This is a genomic window from Rhodanobacter sp. IGA1.0 (assembly GCF_040208325.1).
GTDB classification, from domain to species: domain Bacteria; phylum Pseudomonadota; class Gammaproteobacteria; order Xanthomonadales; family Rhodanobacteraceae; genus Rhodanobacter; species Rhodanobacter spathiphylli.
This window is the reverse complement of the sequence record NZ_CP157948.1, coordinates 870741-892528: the sequence shown is the minus strand read 5'-3', so window position 1 is coordinate 892528 and position 21788 is coordinate 870741. Positions and strand designations below refer to the sequence as shown.

Here is a 21788-nt window from a genome sequence, read left to right as displayed (position 1 = left end):
ATGGGAAATCGGGAATGGGAAAGCGGCGGCCTCGCGAGCATCTGCCCTCGACGATTCCCCCTTCCCATTCCCTGCCTCTCAGCCATGCGCCCCGTCGGCGACCGCGTGCACGCTGTGGAAGCGCGGGTCCTCGGACAGCTCGACCACCTGGCCGTCGATGATGTGCACGTTGCGCTGGGCGCGGGCGGCCAGCTCCGGGTCATGCGTGACCATCACGATGGTGGCGCCGTCGCGGTGGATTTCCTCCAGCAGTTCGAGCACGCCGCGGGCCATCTGGGTGTCCAGGTTGCCGGTCGGTTCGTCGGCCAGCAGCAGGCGCGGCGAGCCGGCCAGTGCACGGGCGATCGCCACGCGCTGCTGCTGGCCACCGGAGAGTTCGGCCGGGTAGTGCTTGGCGCGCGAGGCGAGGCCGACACGCTCCAGCGATTCCATGATGCGCTGCTTGCGTTCGGCCGCCTTCATGCCGCGGTAGCGCAGCGGCACCTCGATGTTGTCGAACACGTTGAGGTCGGGGATCAGGTTGAACGCCTGGAAGATGAAGCCGATCTTCTCGTTGCGGATCTTCGAACGGGCGTTGTCGTTGAGGTTGCTCACCTCGATGCCGTCGAGGTGGTACTCGCCACCGGTGAAGGTTTCCAGCAGGCCGGCAATGGTCAGGAAGGTGGTCTTGCCCGAGCCCGACGGACCGGTGACGGCGACGAACTCGCCCTCCTTCACGTCGATGTTGAAATCGCGCAGCGCATAGGTCTCCACCACTTCGGTGCGGTAGACCTTGGACAGGTGGGTCATCTTCAGCATGGTTGTTCCTCGGTGGTGGTGATGGTTTTTGCTCCTCCCCCTGCGCAGCAGAGGGAGGTTGGTGACTGAAAGGAATCCTTTAGGTGAGGGGGTGCGCTTTTGCGTCACGGAGAGCGACCCCACCCCAGCCCTCCCCTGCACGCAGGGGAGGGAGAAAATCGTCAGTTGCTGATCGCGACCGTGGCCGCGCTCTTGAAGCTGTCGGTACCGGAGATCACGATCTTGTCGCCTTCCTTCAGGCCTTCGAGGATCTCCACCTTGTCGATGCTGGAGGCACCGACGCGGATCGGGGTCTTCTTGGCGATGCCGTCGCGCACCAGGTAGGCGTAGCTGCCGCCGGATTCGTCGACGAAGGAGCCGCGCTGCACGGTCAGCACGTTGTCGCGCTTGTCCAGCAGCACGCGCACCGACAGGCGCTGGTTCTGGCGCAGCTGCTTCGGCGTCTCGCCCTCGAAGCGCAGGCGGGCGGCGACCTGGCCGTTGACCACTTCGGGCGAGATCGCGCTGACCAGGCCCTTCCAGGTGTGGCCGTTGCCACTGATCTCGCCGGCCATGCCGATGCCCAGGTCGCGGGCGAAGCTTTCCGGCACCTGCATCTCCACCTGCAGCGCGGACAGGTCGATCACGCTGAGCAACTGGGCATCCTTCGCCACGGTGGCGCGCTCGGCGATGAACAGCTGGCCGACCTGGCCGTCCACCGGCGACTTCACGTTGAGGTCGTCGACCTGGCGCTGCAGGTCCTTCACCAGCAGCAGCTGGCGCTCGTGCGCAAGCTTCTTCGACTGGATGTCGAAGTTGAGGCTGGCGTTGTCCATGCCCAGATCCGCCTGCGCATGCTGCAGGGTGATCTTCGCCTTCTGCAGCGCGTCCTTGGCACGGTCCACGTCCATCCCCGGCACGGCACCCTTGGCGAACGCCTTCTGGTTGCGATCGAGATCGCGCTCGGCGGCCTGCTCGTCGATCTTGCCGTTGTCGAACGCCTTCTGCAGTTCGCCGCGCTTCTTGCGCGCGTCGATCTGCGCACGCTGGTAATCCACTTCCATCGCGTCGGCGTTGCTCTGTTCCTGCGCCAGCTTGTTGGTCAGCTCGGGGCTGACGATGGTCGCCAGCACCTGGCCGATCTTCACCGTGTCACCGGCGTGCACCTTCAGCGTGACCGCGCCGCCGGAAGTGGCGTACAGGGTCGGGCTGACCGCCGCGACCACCTTGCCCTCGGCGGCGATGTCGCGCACGAACGGGCCGCGTTCGACGGTGGCGAACGCCAGCCGCGAACTGCTCACCGATGCGGAGGCCGAGAACATCCGGCTGATCCCTGGCGCCAGCCACGCCAGCAGGGCCAGCACCAGCACGCCGGCGCCCGCCAGGATCAGCCGGCGTTTGGGATGGGATTTGACCTGGACCAGTTTGTCCTGCGCAGAAGTGTCGCGAATCATCATGCCGTTCCTGACCGCGGACAGCGCGGTTGCAGGCAGGTCGATGCAATCCACGTGCCACCGCCGGCACGAAATAATATTCTACTTTGTTCAATGACTTACGCATGACGCCGCAATCACCTCCGGTGTCCGCGGACACTCGTCGGACGATCGGACGAACGCGCGGGAACGCGGCTTTCGCGGGCTAGTCGCGGTGGGCCAGTTGCAGCGGCACCGCCTCGGCCCGTGCGATCTGGCCAGCGACTTGCCGGCCCAGTGGCGAGATCGGCAGGCAGGGTTCGGCTCCCAGCACGACCAGGCCGGCCAGCCTGCGGGCATGGAAGCGCAGCACCTTCGCGTACACCGGACACGGCTGGCGCAGCCGGCGCGAAGGCCGACCTCCCGGCGCCACCCGAGCGTGCTCCAGCAGGCGATCCCAGGCCAGATAGTCAGTGTCCGGCAGCAGATGCAGGCGGACACAACCGCGGCCTTCCCGATCCAGGCATTCGATCCACTCGCGCGGACCTTCGCTGGTGATCATGCCGGCAGCGGCGAGGCGGCGGGTCTGCAGCAGCGGGGCCAGCTGCATCGTGTCGACCAGCAGGCCGCGGGGCCATTCGTGCGGCTGCGCGCCGTCAGGCCGCATCGGCACGTAGAGCACGCCGCCAAGCTCGGGCAGGCGCTCGACCAGCTGCGCCGGCGTCGTGCGCAGGCAGCGCCAATGGATGGCCTGGGCCGGGATGGCCCGCCGCAGATCCTGCAGCCGATGGACTGGCGGAACGAACATCGATCACCTCGGGCGGAATGGCCGGGCGGGCGCCGCCAGCGACGCGCTGGCTGAGGCCGGGAAGATGTGCGCCGCCCGCCGTACGCGGACGACGCGGGACTACTTGGTCAGGATCAGCTTGTCGTTGCGGGTGAGGCGCAGGTGGTACTCGCTGCCCTGGTGCTGGATCACCAGCTCGCGCTCGCCTTCCAGCAGCGTGTGACTGGAAACGCGCCGCGCCTTCAACGGCGACGTGGCGGGCAATGAAGCCGACCGCTGGATCGATCGGGACGGCATGGCGTGGCTCAGTGACAGGACGGACATGGGCGAATCCACGAAAGATGAGTGACGAGCTTGATGATAATGATTCTCATTAGCCTGTCAACCGCCGCACCCGTCGCCCCTGCACTCAGGCGTCTTCGACGATCGTCCTGATCCGCCGTGCCAACGTGGCATCCAGCTTCGGCAGCACCTCCAGCGCGACCAGGTTCTGCTCCAGTTGTTCACGCCGGCTGGCGCCCAGCATCACCGTGGACACATGCGGATTGAGCAGGCACCAGGCGATCGACAGTTGCGCCAGGCTGCAACCCAGCTCATCGGCGATCGGCTGCAGGGCGCGCACCTTGCCCACCCGCTCGTCACCCTTGCCCAGCACGCTTTCGCGCAACCACGCGTAATCCGGCTGCGCCAGCCGCGAGTCCGCCGGCACGCCGTCGTTGTACTTGCCGCTGAGCAGGCCCGAGCCCAACGGCGACCAGATCGTGGTGCCCATGCCATAGGCCGCGTAAAGCGGCGCGTACTCCTCTTCCACCCGCTCGCGATGCAGCAGGTTGTACTGCGGCTGCTCCATCACCGGGGCGTACAGGTGGTTCTCGCGGGCGATCCGATGCGCTTCGTGGATCGCCTCGGCCGGCCATTCGCTGGTGCCCCAGTACAGCACCTTGCCCTGGCGCACCAGCGTGTCCATCGCCATCACCGTCTCGGCGATCGGCGTGTCCGGATCGGGGCGATGGCAGAAGTACAGATCCAGGTAATCCACGCGCAATCGCTGCAGCGCCTGCGTGCAGGCCTCCATCACGTGCTTGCGCGACAGCCCGCGCTGGGTTGGCAGCGGCTTGTCCACCGCGCCGAAGAACACCTTGCTGGACACACAGTAGCTGTCGCGGGGAAAGCGCAAGTCGGCCAGCACGTCGCCCATCACCTGCTCGGCCACGCCGTTGTTGTAGGTCTCGGCGTTGTCGAAGAAATTCACCCCGCGATCGTGGGCCAGCGCGAGCAGCTCGCGCGCTTCCCCGCGCCCCACCTGCTTGCCGAAGGTGACCCACGCACCGAACGACAGCGCGGAAAGTTGCAGGCCGGAAGTGCCGAGGCGACGGTATTGCATGGGAGGACTCCTTCATGGGAAAGGCCGGTATGCCGAACGGGCAGCATGACGAACCTGACGTGAAGTCGTCCAGCGGGCCCACGTGAGCGGACGCGGGAGCCCGTTCGCCGCGTCCCCTCTTTACAAGCCTCGCGGTCAGGAGCAGTATGCATGTGTATACGATTGCATACGAAGGTATTCAGACCATGTCGATCTCGATTCCCCTTTCGGTACGGGTTCCGCAGGAAGACTTCGAGTGGCTGACCGGGCTGGACGTGCCCGGTACCAGCACGCCCTCGGACAAGCTGCGCGCCATCATCCAGCGCTACCGGCGCCAACTCGATGGCAGCGACTCCTATGAGTTGACCCTGGGCTGGCTGCGCGAACTGGTACAGCCGTTCGCCCGTGGTGTGGCCGGGTTCGAGCACCGCCGGGAGCAGCGTTCCGAAATCGTCGCGACGATGCTGGAATGGGTGCCGCAACTGATGGCCCTGCTGGCCTCCGAACAGATCGATGCCGACGCCTCGCCCGAACGCGCGCGCAAGATCGAGGACCAGCTGCTGCAACGCAGTACCGCCTTGATCAGCGCACTGCTGAGACTGGGCGTGGCGCCCGATGTTCCCGCTTACGACAGCGTGGCGATCGACCGGCAGCTGCCGAAACTCGCCGCGCTGGTCGACGCCGTCCGCGTCGCCCGCCAGGCCGCCTGACTGCTCGTCCTCCATCTCACCTGGAACGCAAGGAGAAAGCCATGACCGATTCACTGCAGGATCGCGTTGTCCGTCTGATCAGTGGCAGCGCGCACGCGCTGCTCGACCGGGTCGAAGGCCTGGCACCCGAGGCCACCCTCAACCAGGTGTTGCGCGAGATCGAACAGGTGCTCGGCGAAGTGCGCGTCGAACTCGGCCGCATCGAGGCGGCCAAGCACCAGCTGGCGACCCGCATGGGCAAGCTCACCGGCGAGCACGAGGAACTGGCCGCCCGCGCCGAACTGGCCGTCCAGCAGCAACGTGACGATCTGGCCGCGGCCTGTCTGGAGCGGCAGACCCTGATCGAGGACCAGTTGCCGGTGTTGCAGCAGAACCTGGAGACGCAGCGCGAACGCGCCGCAGAGTGCGAGGGCTACCTGCGTGCGCTGATGGCGCGCAAGCAGGAGCGCGAGACCATCCTGCGGGAATTCCTCGCCTCGCGCCGCCCGGAAAATGCGCCGGGACAGGCACCCGACCATGGCGGCCGCGAAAATCGCGCGGCCCGCGCCGAAAACGCGTTCGACCGGATCATGGCGCGGGAAACCGGCGTGGTAGGCTTTGCCGCCGCACAGGGGGATGCGATGAAACTCAAGGAAATCGCTGATATGCAGCGCAAGCAGCGTATCGATGAGCGTCTGGCTGCGCTGAAGATCCAGCTGGGCGAGGACCGGTGAATCCGTTCGTGCTGCCGGCATCGCTGCCCTTCGTCGCCGCACTGGGCGTGCTGTTACTGCTCGGCCTGGTCGAGGGCTTGTCCCTGCTGTTCGGCGCCAGTGCCTGGCACTGGCTGGACGGCATGATCGAGCATGAGCCACCCGATGGGTTCCTCGGCTGGATGCATGTGGGACGCGCGCCATTGCTGGTCCTGCTGGCGCTGTTGCTGACCGCATTTGCGCTCACCGGCTTCGCGCTGAACTTCATCGCGATGGCTTCGTTCGGCGCTCCCCTGCCGCCCCTTCTCTCGGCGCCCGTGGCGCTGCTGGCCAGCCTGCCGGCGGTGCGCGCACTGGGAACGCGCCTGGCCCGCTGGATGCCGCGCGAGGAAACCTATGCGGTCACCTTTGACAGCCTGGTCGGCCGCGTCGCCCACATGCTCGGCCACGCCCGGCCGGCGTACCCGGCCCAGGCGAAGGTGGCCGACGGCAACGGCCATACGCTCTATCTGATGGTCGAGCCCGATGAAACCGTCGACGAACTGGCCATCGACAGCGACGTGCTGCTGGTGCGCCAGATCAGCGGCTCGCGCTTCGCGGCCATCCCCAATCCTCGCCCGGATCTGCTGGGCTGACATCCGATCAACCGCTTCAAGCAAGGAATCTTGATGAACAACCTGATTGACGTCTCCATCCTCGTGGGCATCCTGCTGCTCGGCCTGGTCGTGGTGGGCCTGGTCATTGCGCGGCTGTACCGTCGCTCTTCCAAGGAAATGGCCTTCGTGCGCACCGGCATGGGCGGCCAGAAGGTGATCATGGACGGCGGCGCACTGGTGCTGCCGGTGTTCCACGAGATCATGCAGGTCAACATGAACACGCTGAAGCTGGAAGTGGCTCGCGCCGGCAAGGACAGCCTGTTCACCCGTGACCGCATGCGCGTGGACGTGGTCGCCGGCTTCTTCGTGCGGGTGATTCCCAGCGTCGAAGGCATTGCCAACGCCGCACAGACCCTTGGCCAGCGCACCATGGCGCCGGACAGCCTGCGCGAGCTGGTGGAAGACAAGTTCGTCGACTCGCTGCGTGCCGCCGCCGTGTCGATGACCATGCAGGAGTTGCTCGACAAGCGTCAGGATTTCATCCAGGCCGTGCAGCACGCGGTGGCCGAGGATCTGCTGAAGAACGGACTGGAGCTGGAGAGCGTCTCGCTGACCCGGGTCGACCAGACCCCGATGAACTTCTTCGATCCGAACAATGCGTTCGATGCCGAGGGTCTGACCAAGCTCACCGAAGCAACCCAGCTGCGCGCCAAGCAACGCAACGAGATCGAGCAGAACACCTCGGTCGAGATCGCGCAGAAGAATTACGAGGCGATCAACCAGCGCCTGAGCATCGACCGCGAGCAGACCTTCGCCACGCTGTCGCAGCAGCAGGAAGTGGCCACCCGCGCAGCCCAGCAGAAAGCCGAGGTGGCGGCCATCGAGGCACAGCGCGACCGCGAGGCACAGCAGGCGACCATCGAGGCCGAGCGGCTGGTGCGCGAGGCACAGGTGGAGAAGGAGCGCGCCATCAAGCAGCGCCAGATCGAGGCCGAGCGCGACGTCCAGGTGGCGCAGATCGAGCAGGTCAAGCGCACCACCCTGGCCGAGCAGGAAAAGATGACCGCGATCGCCGAGCGCTCCAAGGCGCAGTCCGAGGCCGAACGCGACGCCAACGAGGCACGTGCGCTGGCCGCCCGCGCCGAAGAGCAGGTGAAGACTGCGCGCGAAGTGGCGATCGCCGACCGCGAGAAGCAGATCGCCCTGGTTGCCGCCGAGCAGGAAGCCCAACAGGAAGCCATCGGGGTGAAGGTCGCCGCCGAGGCGGAGCGCGACGCCGCCGACAACCAGGCACAGGCCGTCCGCATCAAGGCCGAGGCCGACCGGGTGCGTTTCGAGGTGGAGGCCTCCGGCATCCGCATGCGCAACGAGTCGCTGAACACGCTCGGCGCCGAGCAGGTCATGCTGCAGATCAAGCAGGCGCTGATCGCCGCCCTGCCCGGCATCATCGAGGCGTCGGTGAAGCCGATGGAAAAGATCGACGGCATCAAGATCGTGCAGGTGGACGGGCTCAATCGCGGCCATGCCGGCAACGGCCAGGCTTCGGCGACGGGTACGGGCACCGGCAACCTGGCCGAACAGGCGGTCTCCGCCGCGCTCGCTTATCGTGCCCAGCAGCCGATCCTCGACGCCGTGCTGGGCGAGATCGGCATGAAGGGCGATTCGCTGGCCAACCTGGTCAACGGCGTCAAGGGCGACCTGACCGCGTCAACGGTGGCGCCGACAGGGCCTGCCCCCGATTCGACGCACTGAGCGTTCGACGCCGGAACGGACGAGGCGATCCTTCGCTCGTTCCGTACCGGCGTCGCGGCCCTGCGGATCAGTTCAGCAGGAAAAACGCCAGCGCCAGCACCATGGCCGCAAACACGCCGGCGATCACGTCGTCGATCATCACGCCGAAGCCGCCTTTCACGCGACGGTCGAGCCAGCGGATCGGCCAGGGCTTCCACACGTCGAACAGACGGAACAGGACGAAGCCGACGACGATCCACCACCACGGTGCAGGCAGCACCAGCAACGGCAACAGCGCGATCCACTGGCCGATGAATTCGTCCCAGACCAGGCTGCGGTGATCGTCGACACCGAGCGCGCGGCCCGCCGCGGTGCATGCCCATACGCCGAGCGCGAAGCCCGCCAGCAGGATCACCACGTAGATCGGCAACGACAGTTCGCGCAGCCACAGCCACGGCAGCAGCGCGGCCAGCGAGCCGAACGTGCCTTGCGCCACCGGCGCCAGGCCCGAGCCGAAACCGGAGGCCAGCCAGCCGGCGGGCGTGGCGAGCAAGGCGCGACGTTGCCCGCTGCTCAAGGTCTTCTTTGCGCTCACGCGAAATGCTCCCAGCCGGGCCGATCCGTGTTCATCCACTCGCCATCGAGTCCGCGCACGCGCACGCCGGCGCCTTCGATGATGCGCCCGATCCGGGTCGCGCCACAGCCCAGCCGTGACAGGTCGGCCTGCACGTCGGCCACCCGTGCCGCCGGCACGGTGAAGCAGAGTTCGTAATCGTCGCCGCCGCCCAGCGCGCACTGCAGCGCAGCCGCTTCGTCGTACAGCGCCATCAGTGCCGGGGATCGCGGCAGCAGTGCCGCGTCGATTTCTGCGGCAACGCCGCTGCTGCTGCAGATGTGGCCGAGGTCGGCGACCAGGCCGTCGGAGACGTCGACGCAGGCGCTGGCCTGGCCGCGCAGGGCGACGCCGGCGGACAGGCGCGGTGTGGGCCGGTTGAGCCGTTCGATCAGGAAGGCACGCAGGCCGGCGCGGGTGTCGTCATCGGACAACGGTTGCTGCAGCGCCTGCAGACCCGCCGCGGCATCGCCGAGCGTGCCGGTCACCAGTACCGCGTCGCCGACGCGTGCGCCGCCCCGGGTCAATGCCTTGCCCGGCGGCACGAAGCCATGCACGGTCACGCTGATCGCCAGCGGACCGCGCGTCGTGTCGCCGCCGACCAGGGCGAGTCGATGTGGCCTGGCCAGCTTGGAGAAGCCCTCGGCAAAACCTTCGACGAAGTCGGCGTCCGCCCTGGGCAGGGTCAGCCCCAGCAAGGCCCACGCCGGGCTTGCGCCCATCGCGGCAAGGTCGGAAAGGTTCACCGCCAGCGCCTTCCAGCCGATGTCGGCAGCGGCCGTGCCGCGGGGGAAATGCACGCCCTCGACCAGGGTATCCAGCGCCACCGCCAGATGCTGCCCCACCGGCGGCAGCAGCAACGCGGCGTCGTCGCCGATGCCCAGCTGCACGTCGTCACGCGCCTGCGCGGTGAGTTCGCGGATGCGTTCGATCAGTCGGAATTCCATCGGCCGGCCCCGGCAGGCGCTCAGCGGCCGTGCTGCTTCTCGACCACGCGCAGCTCGCCGGCCAGCTTGTCCAGCACGCCGTTGACGTAGCTGTGGCCGTGGTCGGCACCGAAGCGCTTGGTCACCTCGATCGCCTCGTTGATGACCACCCGGTACGGCACGTCGGGGCGGAACTTCAGTTCATACGCGGCCAGGCGCAGGGCCGCGCGCTCGATCGGATCGACCTGGGCCACCTCGCGGTCGATGTGCGGCCGCAGGACCTCGTCGAGCGCGTCGACGTTCTTCTCCACGCCGTGCAGCAGGTCCTCGAAATATTCCAGGTCGGCCACTTCCATGTCCTGTTCGTGGCGGAACTGGTCGATCACCGCGTTCATGTGGCTGCCGCTGATCTGCCACGCATACAGCGCCTGCAGCGCGCGGCGGCGAGCGCGCGAGCGCGCCTGCATGTCGATGCCCTGGCTCATCCGAGGTTCCCGTACAGGTTGACCATTTCCAGCGCGGCGATCGCGGCGTCGGCGCCCTTGTTGCCGGCCTTGGTGCCCGAGCGCTCGATCGCCTGCTCGATGCTGTCGGTGGTCAGCACGCCGAACGCCACCGGCACGCCGGAGCTGGTCGCGGCCTGGGCCAGGCCCTTGGCGCATTCGCCGGCGACATAGTCGAAGTGCGGAGTGGAACCGCGGATCACCGCGCCCAGCGCGATCACCGCCGCGTACTGGCCGGAGTTGGCCAGCTTGTGCGCGGCCAGCGCGATTTCCCACGCGCCCGGCACGCGGATCAGGTCGATTGCATCGTCCTTGACGCCGTGGCGCACCAGCGCATCACGGGCGCCGGCCACCAGTGGTTCCACCACGAAGCCGTTGAAACGGCCGGCGACGATGGCGAAACGGCCCTTGGGCGTGGCGAAATCGCCTTCGATGATCTTCATTGCAGATTTCCTTGGTTGGACGCGCGGCCCAGGCAGACCGGGCATTTTACGGGTTTGCCGACGATCCTGCCCGTTTGCCTCCTCCCCGGCCCGGCTGGAGAGCGTCGGGATGGGATCAGGCCCCGGGCGGCAGGTGCGGGTAGCCGCCGAAGTGGAGCCGGGCCTTGCCGCCCGAGACGCGCAAGCGCGCCGGCGCGCCGAATGGCAAGGTGAATTTGTCCGGCTCGTGTCCGGTCGGCAGGCCTCCGATCACGGCCACGCCGCTGGCCCGGCGGATCTGTTCGAAACTTTCGGCCAGCCCGTAACCGTTGTCGTAGCCGCTGGGACGGCACTGGCTGAAGTCGCCCAGCACCAGCGCCCGCTGGCGCCCCAGCACCCCGGACAGGTGCAGCTGGTACAGCAGGCGCTCGATGCGGAACGGCGGCTCGCCGACGTCCTCGACGAACAGGATGCCGCCGTCGATGTCCGGGAAATATGGCGTGCCGATCAGGCTGCACAGCACCGCCAGGTTGCCGCCCCACAGCGGGCCCTCCACGTCGAGCTCGGCGTCGGGCGCCGTGTTCCACTCGAGCTGCGCCGAGGGCGCCCGCACGGTGTCCCAGAAATGCCGCCAGGTGAACTCGCTGGGCGTCGCCGCGCCGAAATCGGCGCCCAGCATCGGCCCGCTGAACGTGCACAGCCCGCTGCGCGCGTACAGCGCCAGCTGCACGGCGGTGAAATCGCTGTAGCCGACCAGCAAGGTGTTGCTGCCCTGCAGGCGCTCGCGCAGCGCGTCGTAATCCAGCCCCGCCAGCAGACGCGTGGCGCCGTAACCGCCGCGGATCGCCAGCGCGATGTCGGGCAGCGCGTCCAGCGTCGCCAGCGCATTGAGGTCGGCCGCGCGTTCGGCGTCGCTGCCCGCGTAGCGTTGCTCGGTGCGATCGAGTACTTCCAGTCCGTCTACCGTGCAACCTGCGGCCTGCAGGCGTTCCACGCCGCGCGTCATCGCGGCGCGATCGTGCGGGTAGCCGGAAGGGGCGATCAGGCGGATGCGGATTGCGGACATGGGCATGGTCGAGGAAGGAAAGCTGGATTATGCGGTCGTGGTGTGGGCATTGCGTGGCAGGACGCGGCGCGTTTTCTACACGTATTCGACAACTTCCAGGTCGAAGCCGGCCAGGCCGACCAGCTTGCGCGGCGTGCCCAGCACGCGCAGCTGGCGCACGCCGAGATCACCCATGATCTGCGCGCCCAGGCCCAGCTGGCGCCACTCCTGCTGCTGCGCATCTTCCGGCGCCTGCGTGCTGGGCTGGCGCTGCAGCCTTGCCAGCAAGGCTTCCGGCGTGTCCTCGCCGGACAGCACCAGCAACACGCCGCGATCCTCGTCGGCGATCCGGCGCAGGGCCGAGGTCACGGTGAGGCCGAGGTCGTCGCGCTTGAGATGCAGCACATCCGACAAGGTGTTGCGCACGTGCACGCGCGACAGCACCGGCGCGCCGTCATCGACGGTCCCGCGCACCAGCGCGTAGTGCAGGCCGCGGCGGATCACGTCACGATAGGCGATCAGCCGGAACATGCCGAACTCGGTCTCGACCATTTCGTCATGCACGCGCTGCACGGTCTTCTCGGTCTCCAGCCGGTAGCGGATCAGGTCGGCGATCGAGCCGATCTTCAGTCCGTGTCTGGCCGCAAAGACTTCCAGTTCGGGACGGCGCGCCATCGAGCCATCCTCGTGCAGGATCTCGATCAGCACCGCCGAAGGCTCCAGCCCGGCCAGCGCGGCCAGGTCGCAACCGGCCTCGGTGTGGCCGGCCCGGGTCAGCACGCCGCCGGGTTGCGCGGTGAGCGGGAAGATGTGGCCGGGCTGGGCCAGGTCCTGCGGCTTCGCGTCGTTCTTCACGGCGACCTGGATGGTGCGCGCGCGGTCATGCGCCGAGATGCCGGTGGTGACGCCTTCGGCCGCCTCGATCGAGACGGTGAAGTTGGTGTGGTACGACGAGGTGTTGTCGCTGACCATCGGGCGCAAGCCGAGCTGGCGCGTGCGCTGTTCGGTCAGGGTGACGCAGACCAGGCCGCGCGCCTCGCGCACCATGAAGTTGATGTCCTCGGGCCGCACCATTTGCGCGGCCATGATCAGGTCGCCCTCGTTCTCGCGGTCTTCGTCGTCGAGGATCACCACCATGCGACCGGCGCGGATGTCTTCGAGGATCTCGGGGATGGTGTTGAAGGGCATGCGTGTTCCTTGATGAGGGAGTGCTCCCTCCCCTGCTCGTCCCAAAGGGACTTCCTTCGGTCGCAGGGGAGGGTTGGGGTGGGGGCCGCTTTTGATCTGATCTGTTAAACCAAAAGCGCTACCCCTTCCCGACCTCCCCCTGCGGAGCAGGGGGAGGAGAAAAGAGTCAGGCAAAGCCGTGCTGCTTGAGGAACGCCTCGTCCAGACGCGGCGCTTCACCGCTGGCCAGCAGCCGCTCGACATAGCGCGCGATCACGTCCACTTCGATGTTCACCGCGTCACCGGCACGGCGCGCATGGAAGGCGGTGTGCTCGACCGTGTGCGGGATCAGGTTGACGCCAAATCGTGACCCGGCGACTTCATTGACAGTGAGGCTGGTGCCGTCGATGCAGACCGAACCCTTGGCCGCGATGTAGCGCGAGATCGTCGCCGGCACTTCGAACGTCCAGCGCTGCGAGCGGCCGTCCGGGGTGATCGACACTACCTTGCCCAGCCCGTCGACGTGACCGGACACCAGGTGCCCGCCGAGCCGGTCGGCCAGCCGCAAGGCCTTTTCCAGGTTCACCGGATCGCCGGCCTTCAGCTGCCCCAGCGACGTCAGCGACAAGGTTTCGTTCGAGACGTCGGCGCCGAAGCCGCGCGGCTCCAGCGTGATCGCGGTGAGGCAGACGCCGGAGACGGCGATCGAGTCGCCGAGCTGCACATCGGCGAGGTCGAGGTCGGCGGTGTCGACATGCAGGCGCACGTCGCCGCCCCGCGGCTCGAGCCGCGCGACGCGGCCCACGGTCTGGATGATGCCGGTGAACATCAGCGCGCCTCCGGCGGGAGGGCGGTGGATCGCATGAACGCAATGGCTTTCATGAAACGTATCCCGCATGAAGTTAAGCGAGTACGCCACAAGGCATCAGGCCAGACGCGCACCGGCAGGGGCGCGCGTCGTGCCGTCTTCTCTTTATCCGGACTGTGAGGAAACGGTCGCCCGCTTCCAACCGTCGGCTCCGGAGTCTGACCGGATCTGCTGACCTTCCGGCCTGGCCGGAAGCGCTCGCGGGCTCGTTCCGAAGAACCTACCGCCGGTGGGGAATTTCGCCCCGCCCTGAAGACGCTGTGCATGGTTGCCGGCCGAGGCCGACGGCGAATTCTAGCACCGCGACGTGACGCGACCGCACGTTGCCGCGGCGAATGCAGTGTTCACCCGGGTGCCACAACACCTGGCTCAGGCTGGTCGCAGCTGCAATCGCCAGTCCGCGCCCAGCAGTTGCTGCTGCCGCAGCGTGAGTTGCCAGCGCTGCGCCATGTCGGTGAGGGCAGGCAGTTGCAGCAGCGGCCGGGCGCTGTCGCCCAGCAGGATCGGCGCGACATACAGCAGCAATTCGTCGACCAGGCCGGCGGCGAACAGCGCGCCGCACAGCGTGGGGCCAGCCTCGACATGCACTTCGTTGCAGCCGCGCCCGGCCAGCAGACCGAGCACGGCGTGCAGGTCGATCATGTCGCCCCGTGTCGCCACGGCCATCCGCTCGATCCGGGCGAAACGCTCGTCCGCACACGATGCCGCGGCGCCATGCAGGACGAGGGTCGGCGTCGACCCGTCCAGCACCTGGCTGCCGGGCGGCGTGCGCAGCTGGCGATCGAGCACCACGCGCAGCGGCGGGCTGAACGCCTCGTCCCCGTCCAGTCGCACGGTGAGTCGCGGATCGTCGGCCAGCACGGTGCCGCTGCCAGTGAGGATCGCCGAGCTGCGGGCGCGCCAGCGCTGCACGTCGGCACGCGCGGCCTCGCCGGTGATCCATTTCGATTCGCCGTTGGCCAGCGCCGTGCGCCCGTCCAGGCTCATCGCCAGCTTCACCCGCACGAACGGACGGCCACGCTCGATCCGACTGAAGAAGCCCGCATTCAATTCGCGGGCCGCCTCGCGCTGCAGACCCGTCTCGACCATGATGCCGGCCGCGCGCAGCCGGTCGATGCCACGGCCGTTGACCTGTGGGAACGGGTCCTCGCTGGCGACCACCACGCGGCGCACGCCCGCGGCGACCAGCGCCTCGGCGCAGGGCGGCGTGCGGCCGTGATGCGCGCAGGGTTCCAGCGTCACATAAGCGGTGGCGCCTCGCGCCGACCCGCCCGCTTCGCGCAGCGCGAAGACCTCCGCATGCGGTTCGCCGGCACGCTGGTGAAAGCCTGTGCCGACCACGTCGTCGCCATGCGCGATGACGCAGCCGACCCGCGGATTCGGCTGGGTGGTGAACAGGCCACGTTCGGCCAGGCGCAGGGCGTGCGCCATGTGGGCATGATCGACCGCCGAAAAGGAGTCCGTCACTTGCCTTCGCGCTTGCCGCCACCGAGCAGGGGCAGCTGCAGATCGGCCAGTCCCGGCAGGTCGCGCTCCAGCCGCTCGATCTCCTCGCGGAACGCCTGCACGTCCTCGAACTTGCGATAGACCGAGGCGAAGCGCACGTAGGCGACCTGGTCGAGGTTCTTCAGCTCGCGCATCACCAGCTCGCCGAGCTGGCGCGAAGGTACTTCACGCTCGCCGCTGCGGCGCAGGTCGTTGACGATCGCGCGTACCGCGGCGTCCACGTCGTTGCTGGACACCGGCCGTTTCTGCAGCGCGCGCTCGAAACTCACCCGCAACTTGCGCTCGTCGAAGGGCTCACGCCGTTCGCCGCTCTTCACGATCGCCGGCAGTTTCAGCTCGGCGGTTTCGTAAGTATTGAAGCGCTCCGCGCACTGCGGACACTCGCGCCGGCGACGCACGGTACTGCCATCCTCGGTCAGTCGCGAATCGATCACGCGGGTGTCTTCGTGCTGGCAGAAGGGGCAGTGCATGGATTTGTTCAGTGCCTCGACGTTTTCGCACAACCCAGGACGGCGCCTTTTGCGTCCATCCGGCCACCCCAGAATACCCAGGATATTTGTTGGGGCGACCTCGTATAGCGCGAAACAACCCGTCCTTCGGCACTCCTCCAGGTCGTTCCGGCCGCCCGCACGACTTCAAGAATCTCCGCATCGACCGTCGCATCGCCCATCGAGGTCAGCAGACGCGCCGTCGCGGGATTCTTGTCGCTGACCTCGATGTTGACGCACATGCGGGCGACGTCATGCTTGTGCATCCATGCCGTCACGTTTTCAGCGGCGCTCGATGACGCCGGCGCGGCACTCATCGTCGGCGAGGCCATGAAAGCCGCCACGCCGAACGCCACCGACATGCGTCCTGGCGAAAACATGCTCAACCGTAAACCGGGAATTTCCGGCACTGCGCCGTCACCGCCTCACGCACGCGGGCGATCACCGCCTCGTCGTCCGGCGCGTCCAGCACGTCGCAGATCCACTGCGTCAGTTCGATCACGTCCGCCTCGCCGTAGCCGCGGGTGGTGACGGCGGGCGAGCCGACGCGCAGGCCGGAGGTGACGAAGGGCTTGCGCGGATCGTTCGGCACGGCGTTCTTGTTGACGGTGATATGCGCCTTGCCCAGCGCCTCCTCGGCCGCCTTGCCGGTGACTTCCTTGCCGATCATGTCGACCAGCATCAAATGGTTCTCGGTGCCGCCGGAGACGATCTTGTAGCCGCGCTCGATGAAGGTCTTCGCCATCGCCTTGGCGTTCTTCACCACCTGGGCCTGGTAAGTCTTGAACGCCGGCTCCAGCGCTTCCTTGAACGCCACCGCCTTGGCCGCGATCACGTGCATCAGCGGACCGCCCTGGATGCCGGGGAACACGATCGACTGCAGCTTCTTCTCGATCTCTTCGCCGGCGCCCTTGCTCACGATGATGCCGCCGCGCGGACCGCGCAGCGTCTTGTGGGTGGTCGAGGTGACCACGTGCGCATGCGGCAGCGGGCTCGGGTACACGCCGGCGGCGACCAGGCCGGCGACGTGGGCCATGTCGACGAAGAACAGCGCGCCGACCGAATCGGCGATCTGGCGCATGCGCGCCCAGTCGACCACCTGCGAGTAGGCGCTGAAGCCGCCGACCAGCATTTTCGGCTGGTGTTCGGTGGCGAGGCGCTGCACTTCGTCGTAGTCGATCAGGCCATTTTCATCGACGCCGTACTGCACCGCGTTGAACAGCTTGCCGGAGATGTTGACCTTGGCGCCGTGGGTGAGATGGCCGCCATGGGCCAGCGACATGCCGAGGATCGTGTCGCCCGGCTGCAGCAGCGCCAGGTAAACCGCCTGGTTGGCTTGCGAGCCGGAGTGCGGCTGCACGTTGGCGTAGTCGCAGTCGAACAGCTGCTTCAGGCGCTCGATCGCCAGCTTCTCGGCCACGTCCACGTACTCGCAGCCACCGTAGTAGCGCTTGCCCGGGTAGCCCTCGGCGTACTTGTTGGTCAGTTTGGAACCCTGCGCCTCCATCACCCGCGGGCTGGCGTAGTTCTCCGAGGCGATCAGCTCGACGTGATCTTCCTGGCGGCGGCCCTCATCGGCGATGGCCCGGGCCAGTTCATCGTCGTAACCGGCAATCGTGCAGTCCTTGGGGAACATTCTGACCTCGTGAGTGGCGGGCGGGGAAGTCCGAAAGTGTAGCCCCCACGGGCGTTTCCGGCCACTGATGGCGACCGGCACGGGCATGGCTTGATTGATCGACTGACAGATATTGAAATCTGTCAGTCGATTGTCTAACATCGGCACGCGTCGAACGCAGCCCTCGGGCCGACCCCCAGCGGGCAACGGCCATCCCCCGCACCCGCGATGACGCCCGACAGCCAGCGCGACTTCGCTGGACACCCTCCATCCTTTCTTCGAGGACATCACATGTACGCCATCATGGGCATCACCGGCCAGGTCGGCAGCGCCGCCGCGAAGTACCTGCTGGAGCGCGGCGAACGCGTGCGCGGCATCGTGCGCAACAAGAGCAGGGCCTCGGCGTGGGCCGCCCGCGGTGCCGAGCTCGTCGTCGCCGACTGGTCGGATGCGGAGGCACTGGCCGCGGCCTTCACCGGCGTCGAAGGCGTGTTCGTGATGCTGCCCGCCAACTTCACGCCCGATGCGGACTTCGCCGAACCACGCGCCCTGATCGACACCCTGACCGCCGCCCTGCGCAAGGCACAGCCGCCGAAGATCGTGGCGCTGTCGTCGATCGGCGCCCAGCAGGAACGCGACCTGGGCCTGATCACCCAGCTGCACCTGCTGGAACAGGCGCTGGACGCGCTGCCGATGCCGCGCGCCCACGTGCGCGCCGCCTGGTTCATGGAAAACCTGCGCTGGGATGTGCCGCTGGCGCAATTCGAGGGGCGGCTTGCCAGCCATCTGCAGCCGCTCGACCGCCCGATACCGATGGTCTCCACCGACGACGTCGGCCGCACCGTCGCCAGCACGCTGGAGGAAACCTGGTTCGGTCGCCGGGTGATCGAGGTGGAGGGTCCGCGACGCTACAGCCCGCTCGACATGGCGCAGTCGCTGGCCGCGGTGCTGGAGCACGACGTGGAAACGATCGCGATACCGCGCGAGCAATGGGCGGCCCGCTTCGTGGACGAAGGCATGCCGGCCGATCGCATCGCACCGCGCATCGCCATGCTGGACGGCTTCAACAGCGGCTGGATCGGCTTCGAGAAGCGTTCGACGGAACATGTCTGCGGCCGCATCCCGCTGGGTTACGTGGCGGACGAACTCGTCTGCGCCACGCTCGATGTGCTTGAATCGGCGGCATGAACGACTCCGTCCTCACCCCCGAACGCATCCTCGCCGCCGCCGAGGATGTCCTGCGCCGCTATGGTCCCGGCAAGGCCACCGTGGTCGACGTGGCACAGGCGCTCGGGGTCAGCCACGGCAGCGTGTACCGCCACTTCGCCAGCAAGGCGGCACTGCGCGAGGCGGTCCTGCGCGGCTGGCTGGCGCGCTCGATGGCGCCGCTGCAGGCAATCGCCAACAGCCGCACGCCGCCGCCGGCGCGCCTGCGCCAGTGGTTTACCACCCTGCGCCAGGCCAAGCGTGACAACGTGCTGGGCGACCCCGAGCTGTTCGCCACCTACAGCGCGCTGGCGGCGGAAGCGGGCGACGCGATCGCCGAGCACAAGGAGCGCATGCAGCAGCAGATCGCCTCGATCCTTGCCGCCGGCATGGCCAGTGGCGACTTCCGTGAGCTCGATCCGCCCGCCGCCGCGCGGGCCCTGTTCGACGCCACGGCGCGCTTCCACTATCCGGGGCTTTCCCACCTTTGGAACCAGCCCGGTGAGGATGTGGCGTTTGCCCGACTGCTCGACCTGCTGCTGGCCGGCCTGGCCCCGGCACCCACTCCGCCACGACGGCGCAAATAGCCGGTTGGGCCGGACCGGGGGTCGGAGCGCCTTTTCGTCGGAATGAAAAGGCACTCCGACCCCTCCTCGCCTATAATGCGCGGTTTGGTGAATTCCCTTTCCGCGCCTGCCTGTCGGTGGCGCGGCGCACGCTTTCGGAGGTTGCATGAGCTCGCAGTACATCTACACCATGAACGGTGTCAGCAAGATCGTTCCGCCGAAGCGGCAGATCATCAAGGACATCTCGCTCAGCTTCTTCCCCGGCGCCAAGATCGGCCTGCTCGGCGTCAACGGCGCGGGCAAGTCCACCGTGTTGAAGATCATGGCCGGCGTGGATACCGACTTCCAGGGCGAGGCGCGGGCGCAGCCGGGCACCAAGATCGGTTACCTGGCGCAGGAGCCCGACCTGAATCCCGAGAAGACCGTGCGCGAAGTGGTCGAGGAAGGTGTTTCCGTGATCCTCGACGCGCAGAAGCGGCTGGAAGAGGTGTACGCCGCCTACGCCGAAGACGGCGCGGATTTCGACAAGCTGGCCAAGGAACAGGAACAGCTGGAAAACCTGCTCGCCGCCAACGACGCCCATGCGCTGGAACGCCAGCTGGAAGTGGCCGCCGACGCACTGCGTCTGCCCGCGTGGGATGCGGTCATCGGACCGCTGTCCGGTGGCGAGAAGCGCCGCGTGGCGCTGTGCCGCCTGCTGCTGTCCAAGCCGGACATGCTGCTGCTGGACGAACCGACCAACCATCTGGACGCCGAATCGGTGGACTGGCTGGAGAAGTTCCTGCACGACTACCCCGGCACCGTCGTCGCCGTTACCCATGACCGCTACTTCCTCGACAACGCCGCCGAGTGGATCCTCGAACTCGACCGCGGCCGCGGCATTCCGTGGAAGGGCAACTACACCGAATGGCTGGAGCAGAAGGATGCCCGCCTGAAGCAGGAAGCGAACCAGGAAAAGTCGCGCCAGAAGGCCATCGCGAAGGAGCTGGAGTGGGTGCGTTCGGCCGCCAAGGGCCGCCAGTCCAAGGGCAAGGCCCGCCTGGCCCGCTTCGAGGAGCTGAACTCGGTCGACTACCAGCGCCGCAACGAGACCAATGAAATCTTCATCCCGCCGGGCGAGCGCCTGGGCCAGGAAGTGATCGAGTTCAAGAACGTCACCAAGTCGTTCGGCGACCGCGTGCTGATCGAGGACCTGTCGTTCAAGGTGCCGCCGGGCGCGATCATCGGCGTGATCGGACCGAACGGCGCCGGCAAGTCCACCCTGATGAAGATGATCATGGGCAAGGAGACGCCGGACTCCGGCGAAGTGAAGCTGGGCCACACCACCAAGCTCGCCTACGTCGACCAGTCGCGCGACGCGCTCGACCCGAAGAACAACGTGTGGCAGGAAGTGTCCGGCGGCTCGGACATCCTCACCATCGGCAACTTCGAGATCCAGTCGCGTGCCTACATCGGCCGCTTCAACTTCAAGGGCACCGACCAGCAGAAGATCGTCGGCAGCCTGTCCGGCGGCGAGCGCGGCCGCCTGCACATGGCCAAGACCCTGCTGCAGGGCGGCAACGTGCTGCTGCTCGACGAACCGTCCAACGACCTCGACGTGGAAACCCTGCGCGCGCTGGAAGACGCGTTGCTGGAATTCCCCGGCAGCGCGATCGTGATCTCGCATGACCGTTGGTTCCTCGACCGCATCGCCACCCACATCATCGCCTTCGAGGGCGACTCGCACGTCGAGTTCTTCCCCGGCAACTACAACGAGTACGAGGCCGACAAGAAGCGTCGCCTCGGCGACGAAGGCGCGCGGCCGCATCGGGTGAAGTACAAGAAGCTGGCGTAATGCCCTTGCTCCCTCCCCTGCTTGCAGGGGAGGGCTGGGGTGGGGTCAAGCTCTTGATCTTCCCCGCCAGCCCGGGCAACCCCCTCCCAGCCTCCCCCTGCACGCAGGGGGAGGAGCAAACCTCGGTGACCGGAGACCCCGATGCACTTCATGCAGTCCCTGCAGCAGGCCTGGAAAGACCACGACTCACTGGTCTGCGTCGGACTCGATCCGGAACCGGCGAAATTCCCCGCGCACCTGCGCGGCACGCCCGACGCGGTGTTCGCGTTCTGCGCCGCCATCGTCGACGCCACCGCCGACCTGGTCTGCGCGTTCAAGCCGCAGATCGCGCACTTCGCCGCGCTGCGCGCCGAGGACACGCTCGAACGGCTGATCGCGCACATCCACGACAAGCATCCCGGCGTGCCGGTGATCCTCGACGCCAAGCGCGGCGACATCGGCAGTACCGCGCAGCATTACGTCAGCGAAGCCTTCGAGCGCTTCGCTGCCGACGCGGTGACCCTGAACCCGTACATGGGCCGCGATTCGATCCAGCCGTTCCTCGACCGCGCCGACAAGGGCGTGATCCTGCTCTGTCGCACTTCCAACCCGGGCGGCGCGGATTTCCAGGCGCTGGATTGCAGTGGGCAACCGCTCTATCTGCGCGTGGCCGAGACCATCGCGCGCGACTGGAACGCACACGGCAACTGCGCCCTCGTCACCGGCGCCACCTGGCCGGAGGAACTGGGCAAGGTGCGCGCGGCGGTCGGCGACATGCCGCTGCTGGTGCCGGGCATCGGCGCCCAGGGCGGCGACGTGGAAGCGGTGTTGCGCCATGGCCGCACGGGCGACGGCACGGGTCTGATGATCAGCTCGTCGCGGGCGATTCTTTACGCGGGACATGGCGAGGACTTCGCGCTGGCCGCGCGTGCCGCCGCCAGCGAACTGCGCGACACCATCAATCGTCATCGGCACGATTGAA

Annotated in this window: 24 protein-coding genes and 1 riboswitch; of the genes, 8 read left to right on the top strand and 16 right to left on the bottom strand. The window is 67.4% G+C overall.

Features of this window, described 5'->3' with window-relative positions:
- Positions 1 to 78: 78 nt before the first annotated feature.
- From ABNK63_RS03875 to ABNK63_RS03855, 5 genes are all read right to left on the bottom strand, one after another.
- Positions 79 to 798, bottom strand: coding sequence for an ABC transporter ATP-binding protein (locus ABNK63_RS03875; protein ID WP_007810092.1), 720 nt, complete (start codon positions 796 to 798; stop codon positions 79 to 81).
- Positions 799 to 959: 161 nt separating this feature from the next.
- Positions 960 to 2231 carry an efflux RND transporter periplasmic adaptor subunit gene (locus ABNK63_RS03870; RefSeq protein WP_350016744.1) on the bottom strand — a complete coding sequence of 424 codons (1272 nt, stop codon included), beginning with the start codon at positions 2229 to 2231 and terminating at the stop codon, positions 960 to 962.
- A 184-nt stretch (positions 2232 to 2415) separates the two neighbouring features.
- Complete coding sequence (locus tag ABNK63_RS03865) at positions 2416 to 2997, bottom strand: hypothetical protein (RefSeq protein ID WP_350016743.1); 582 nt, start codon at positions 2995 to 2997, stop codon at positions 2416 to 2418.
- Between the two features lie 99 nt (positions 2998 to 3096).
- Positions 3097 to 3300: a hemin uptake protein HemP gene (locus tag ABNK63_RS03860; RefSeq protein ID WP_350016742.1), complete on the bottom strand. Its 204-nt coding sequence runs from the start codon at positions 3298 to 3300 to the stop codon at positions 3097 to 3099.
- Positions 3301 to 3385: 85 nt separating this feature from the next.
- Entirely contained in the window at positions 3386 to 4360 is a 975-nt protein-coding gene (locus ABNK63_RS03855; RefSeq protein ID WP_350016741.1) for an aldo/keto reductase, read from the bottom strand.
- A 185-nt stretch (positions 4361 to 4545) separates the two neighbouring features.
- Here ABNK63_RS03855 and ABNK63_RS03850 point away from each other — a divergent pair, with 185 nt between their 5' ends.
- From ABNK63_RS03850 to ABNK63_RS03835, 4 genes are read left to right on the top strand one after another with little or no spacing between them, the layout of a single operon-like run.
- Positions 4546 to 5049, top strand: coding sequence for a hypothetical protein (locus ABNK63_RS03850; protein WP_204110651.1), 504 nt, complete (start codon positions 4546 to 4548; stop codon positions 5047 to 5049).
- A gap of 41 nt (positions 5050 to 5090) precedes the next feature.
- The gene (locus tag ABNK63_RS03845) at positions 5091 to 5762 is read left to right on the top strand and encodes a PspA/IM30 family protein (protein WP_350016740.1); all 672 of its coding nucleotides are present in this window, start codon (positions 5091 to 5093) and stop codon (positions 5760 to 5762) included.
- Positions 5759 to 6376, top strand: coding sequence for an OB-fold-containig protein (locus tag ABNK63_RS03840; RefSeq protein ID WP_350016739.1), 618 nt, complete (start codon positions 5759 to 5761; stop codon positions 6374 to 6376). Before ABNK63_RS03845 ends, ABNK63_RS03840 begins: the two co-directional genes overlap by 4 nt.
- 33 nt (positions 6377 to 6409) lie before the next feature.
- On the top strand, positions 6410 to 8089 hold the full coding sequence (locus ABNK63_RS03835) for a flotillin family protein (protein ID WP_007810108.1): 1680 nt from the start codon (positions 6410 to 6412) through the stop codon (positions 8087 to 8089).
- A 67-nt stretch (positions 8090 to 8156) separates the two neighbouring features.
- Here the strand turns inward: ABNK63_RS03835 and ABNK63_RS03830 are convergent, their stop codons facing one another.
- The 11 genes from ABNK63_RS03830 to glyA all read right to left on the bottom strand — a co-directional run bounded on the left by ABNK63_RS03830 (position 8157) and on the right by glyA (position 17242).
- A complete protein-coding gene (locus ABNK63_RS03830) occupies positions 8157 to 8663 on the bottom strand; it encodes a phosphatidylglycerophosphatase A (protein ID WP_350016738.1) in 507 nt (168 codons plus the stop codon).
- Entirely contained in the window at positions 8660 to 9628 is a 969-nt protein-coding gene (thiL, locus tag ABNK63_RS03825; protein WP_350016737.1) for a thiamine-phosphate kinase, read from the bottom strand. The genes ABNK63_RS03830 and thiL overlap by 4 nt, the downstream gene beginning before the upstream one ends.
- Positions 9629 to 9648: 20 nt before the next feature.
- Positions 9649 to 10092, bottom strand: coding sequence for a transcription antitermination factor NusB (nusB, locus tag ABNK63_RS03820; protein ID WP_007810113.1), 444 nt, complete (start codon positions 10090 to 10092; stop codon positions 9649 to 9651).
- A complete protein-coding gene (ribE, locus tag ABNK63_RS03815) occupies positions 10089 to 10553 on the bottom strand; it encodes a 6,7-dimethyl-8-ribityllumazine synthase (protein WP_007810115.1) in 465 nt (154 codons plus the stop codon). Before ribE ends, nusB begins: the two co-directional genes overlap by 4 nt.
- Positions 10554 to 10668: 115 nt before the next feature.
- Positions 10669 to 11598: a muramoyltetrapeptide carboxypeptidase gene (gene ldcA, locus ABNK63_RS03810; RefSeq protein WP_007810117.1), complete on the bottom strand. Its 930-nt coding sequence runs from the start codon at positions 11596 to 11598 to the stop codon at positions 10669 to 10671.
- Positions 11599 to 11673: 75 nt separating this feature from the next.
- Entirely contained in the window at positions 11674 to 12765 is a 1092-nt protein-coding gene (ribBA, locus tag ABNK63_RS03805; RefSeq protein WP_350016736.1) for a bifunctional 3,4-dihydroxy-2-butanone-4-phosphate synthase/GTP cyclohydrolase II, read from the bottom strand.
- Between the two features lie 166 nt (positions 12766 to 12931).
- A complete protein-coding gene (locus tag ABNK63_RS03800) occupies positions 12932 to 13573 on the bottom strand; it encodes a riboflavin synthase (protein ID WP_350016735.1) in 642 nt (213 codons plus the stop codon).
- A gap of 131 nt (positions 13574 to 13704) precedes the next feature.
- A riboswitch (FMN riboswitch) is annotated at positions 13705 to 13873 on the bottom strand.
- Positions 13874 to 13981: 108 nt separating this feature from the next.
- A complete protein-coding gene (gene ribD, locus ABNK63_RS03795) occupies positions 13982 to 15043 on the bottom strand; it encodes a bifunctional diaminohydroxyphosphoribosylaminopyrimidine deaminase/5-amino-6-(5-phosphoribosylamino)uracil reductase RibD (protein WP_350016734.1) in 1062 nt (353 codons plus the stop codon).
- A 32-nt stretch (positions 15044 to 15075) separates the two neighbouring features.
- A complete protein-coding gene (gene nrdR, locus ABNK63_RS03790) occupies positions 15076 to 15588 on the bottom strand; it encodes a transcriptional regulator NrdR (RefSeq protein WP_007810127.1) in 513 nt (170 codons plus the stop codon).
- Between the two features lie 8 nt (positions 15589 to 15596).
- Positions 15597 to 15968, bottom strand: a complete 372-nt coding sequence (locus ABNK63_RS03785; RefSeq protein ID WP_350016733.1) for a hypothetical protein — start codon at positions 15966 to 15968, stop codon at positions 15597 to 15599.
- Positions 15969 to 15988: 20 nt separating this feature from the next.
- Positions 15989 to 17242, bottom strand: coding sequence for a serine hydroxymethyltransferase (gene glyA, locus ABNK63_RS03780; protein WP_350016732.1), 1254 nt, complete (start codon positions 17240 to 17242; stop codon positions 15989 to 15991).
- 270 nt (positions 17243 to 17512) lie between these two features.
- Here glyA and ABNK63_RS03775 point away from each other — a divergent pair, with 270 nt between their 5' ends.
- From ABNK63_RS03775 to pyrF, 4 genes are all read left to right on the top strand, one after another.
- Positions 17513 to 18409 (top strand): NAD(P)H-binding protein, encoded by an 897-nt coding sequence (locus tag ABNK63_RS03775; RefSeq protein WP_350016731.1) that lies wholly within the window; start codon positions 17513 to 17515, stop codon positions 18407 to 18409.
- Entirely contained in the window at positions 18406 to 19014 is a 609-nt protein-coding gene (locus ABNK63_RS03770; protein WP_350016730.1) for a TetR family transcriptional regulator, read from the top strand. The genes ABNK63_RS03775 and ABNK63_RS03770 overlap by 4 nt, the downstream gene beginning before the upstream one ends.
- Before the next feature lie 145 nt (positions 19015 to 19159).
- Entirely contained in the window at positions 19160 to 20827 is a 1668-nt protein-coding gene (gene ettA / locus ABNK63_RS03765) for an energy-dependent translational throttle protein EttA (protein WP_007810137.1), read from the top strand.
- Positions 20828 to 20968: 141 nt separating this feature from the next.
- On the top strand, positions 20969 to 21787 hold the full coding sequence (gene pyrF / locus ABNK63_RS03760; protein ID WP_007810139.1) for an orotidine-5'-phosphate decarboxylase: 819 nt from the start codon (positions 20969 to 20971) through the stop codon (positions 21785 to 21787).
- Position 21788: the final 1 nt, after the last annotated feature.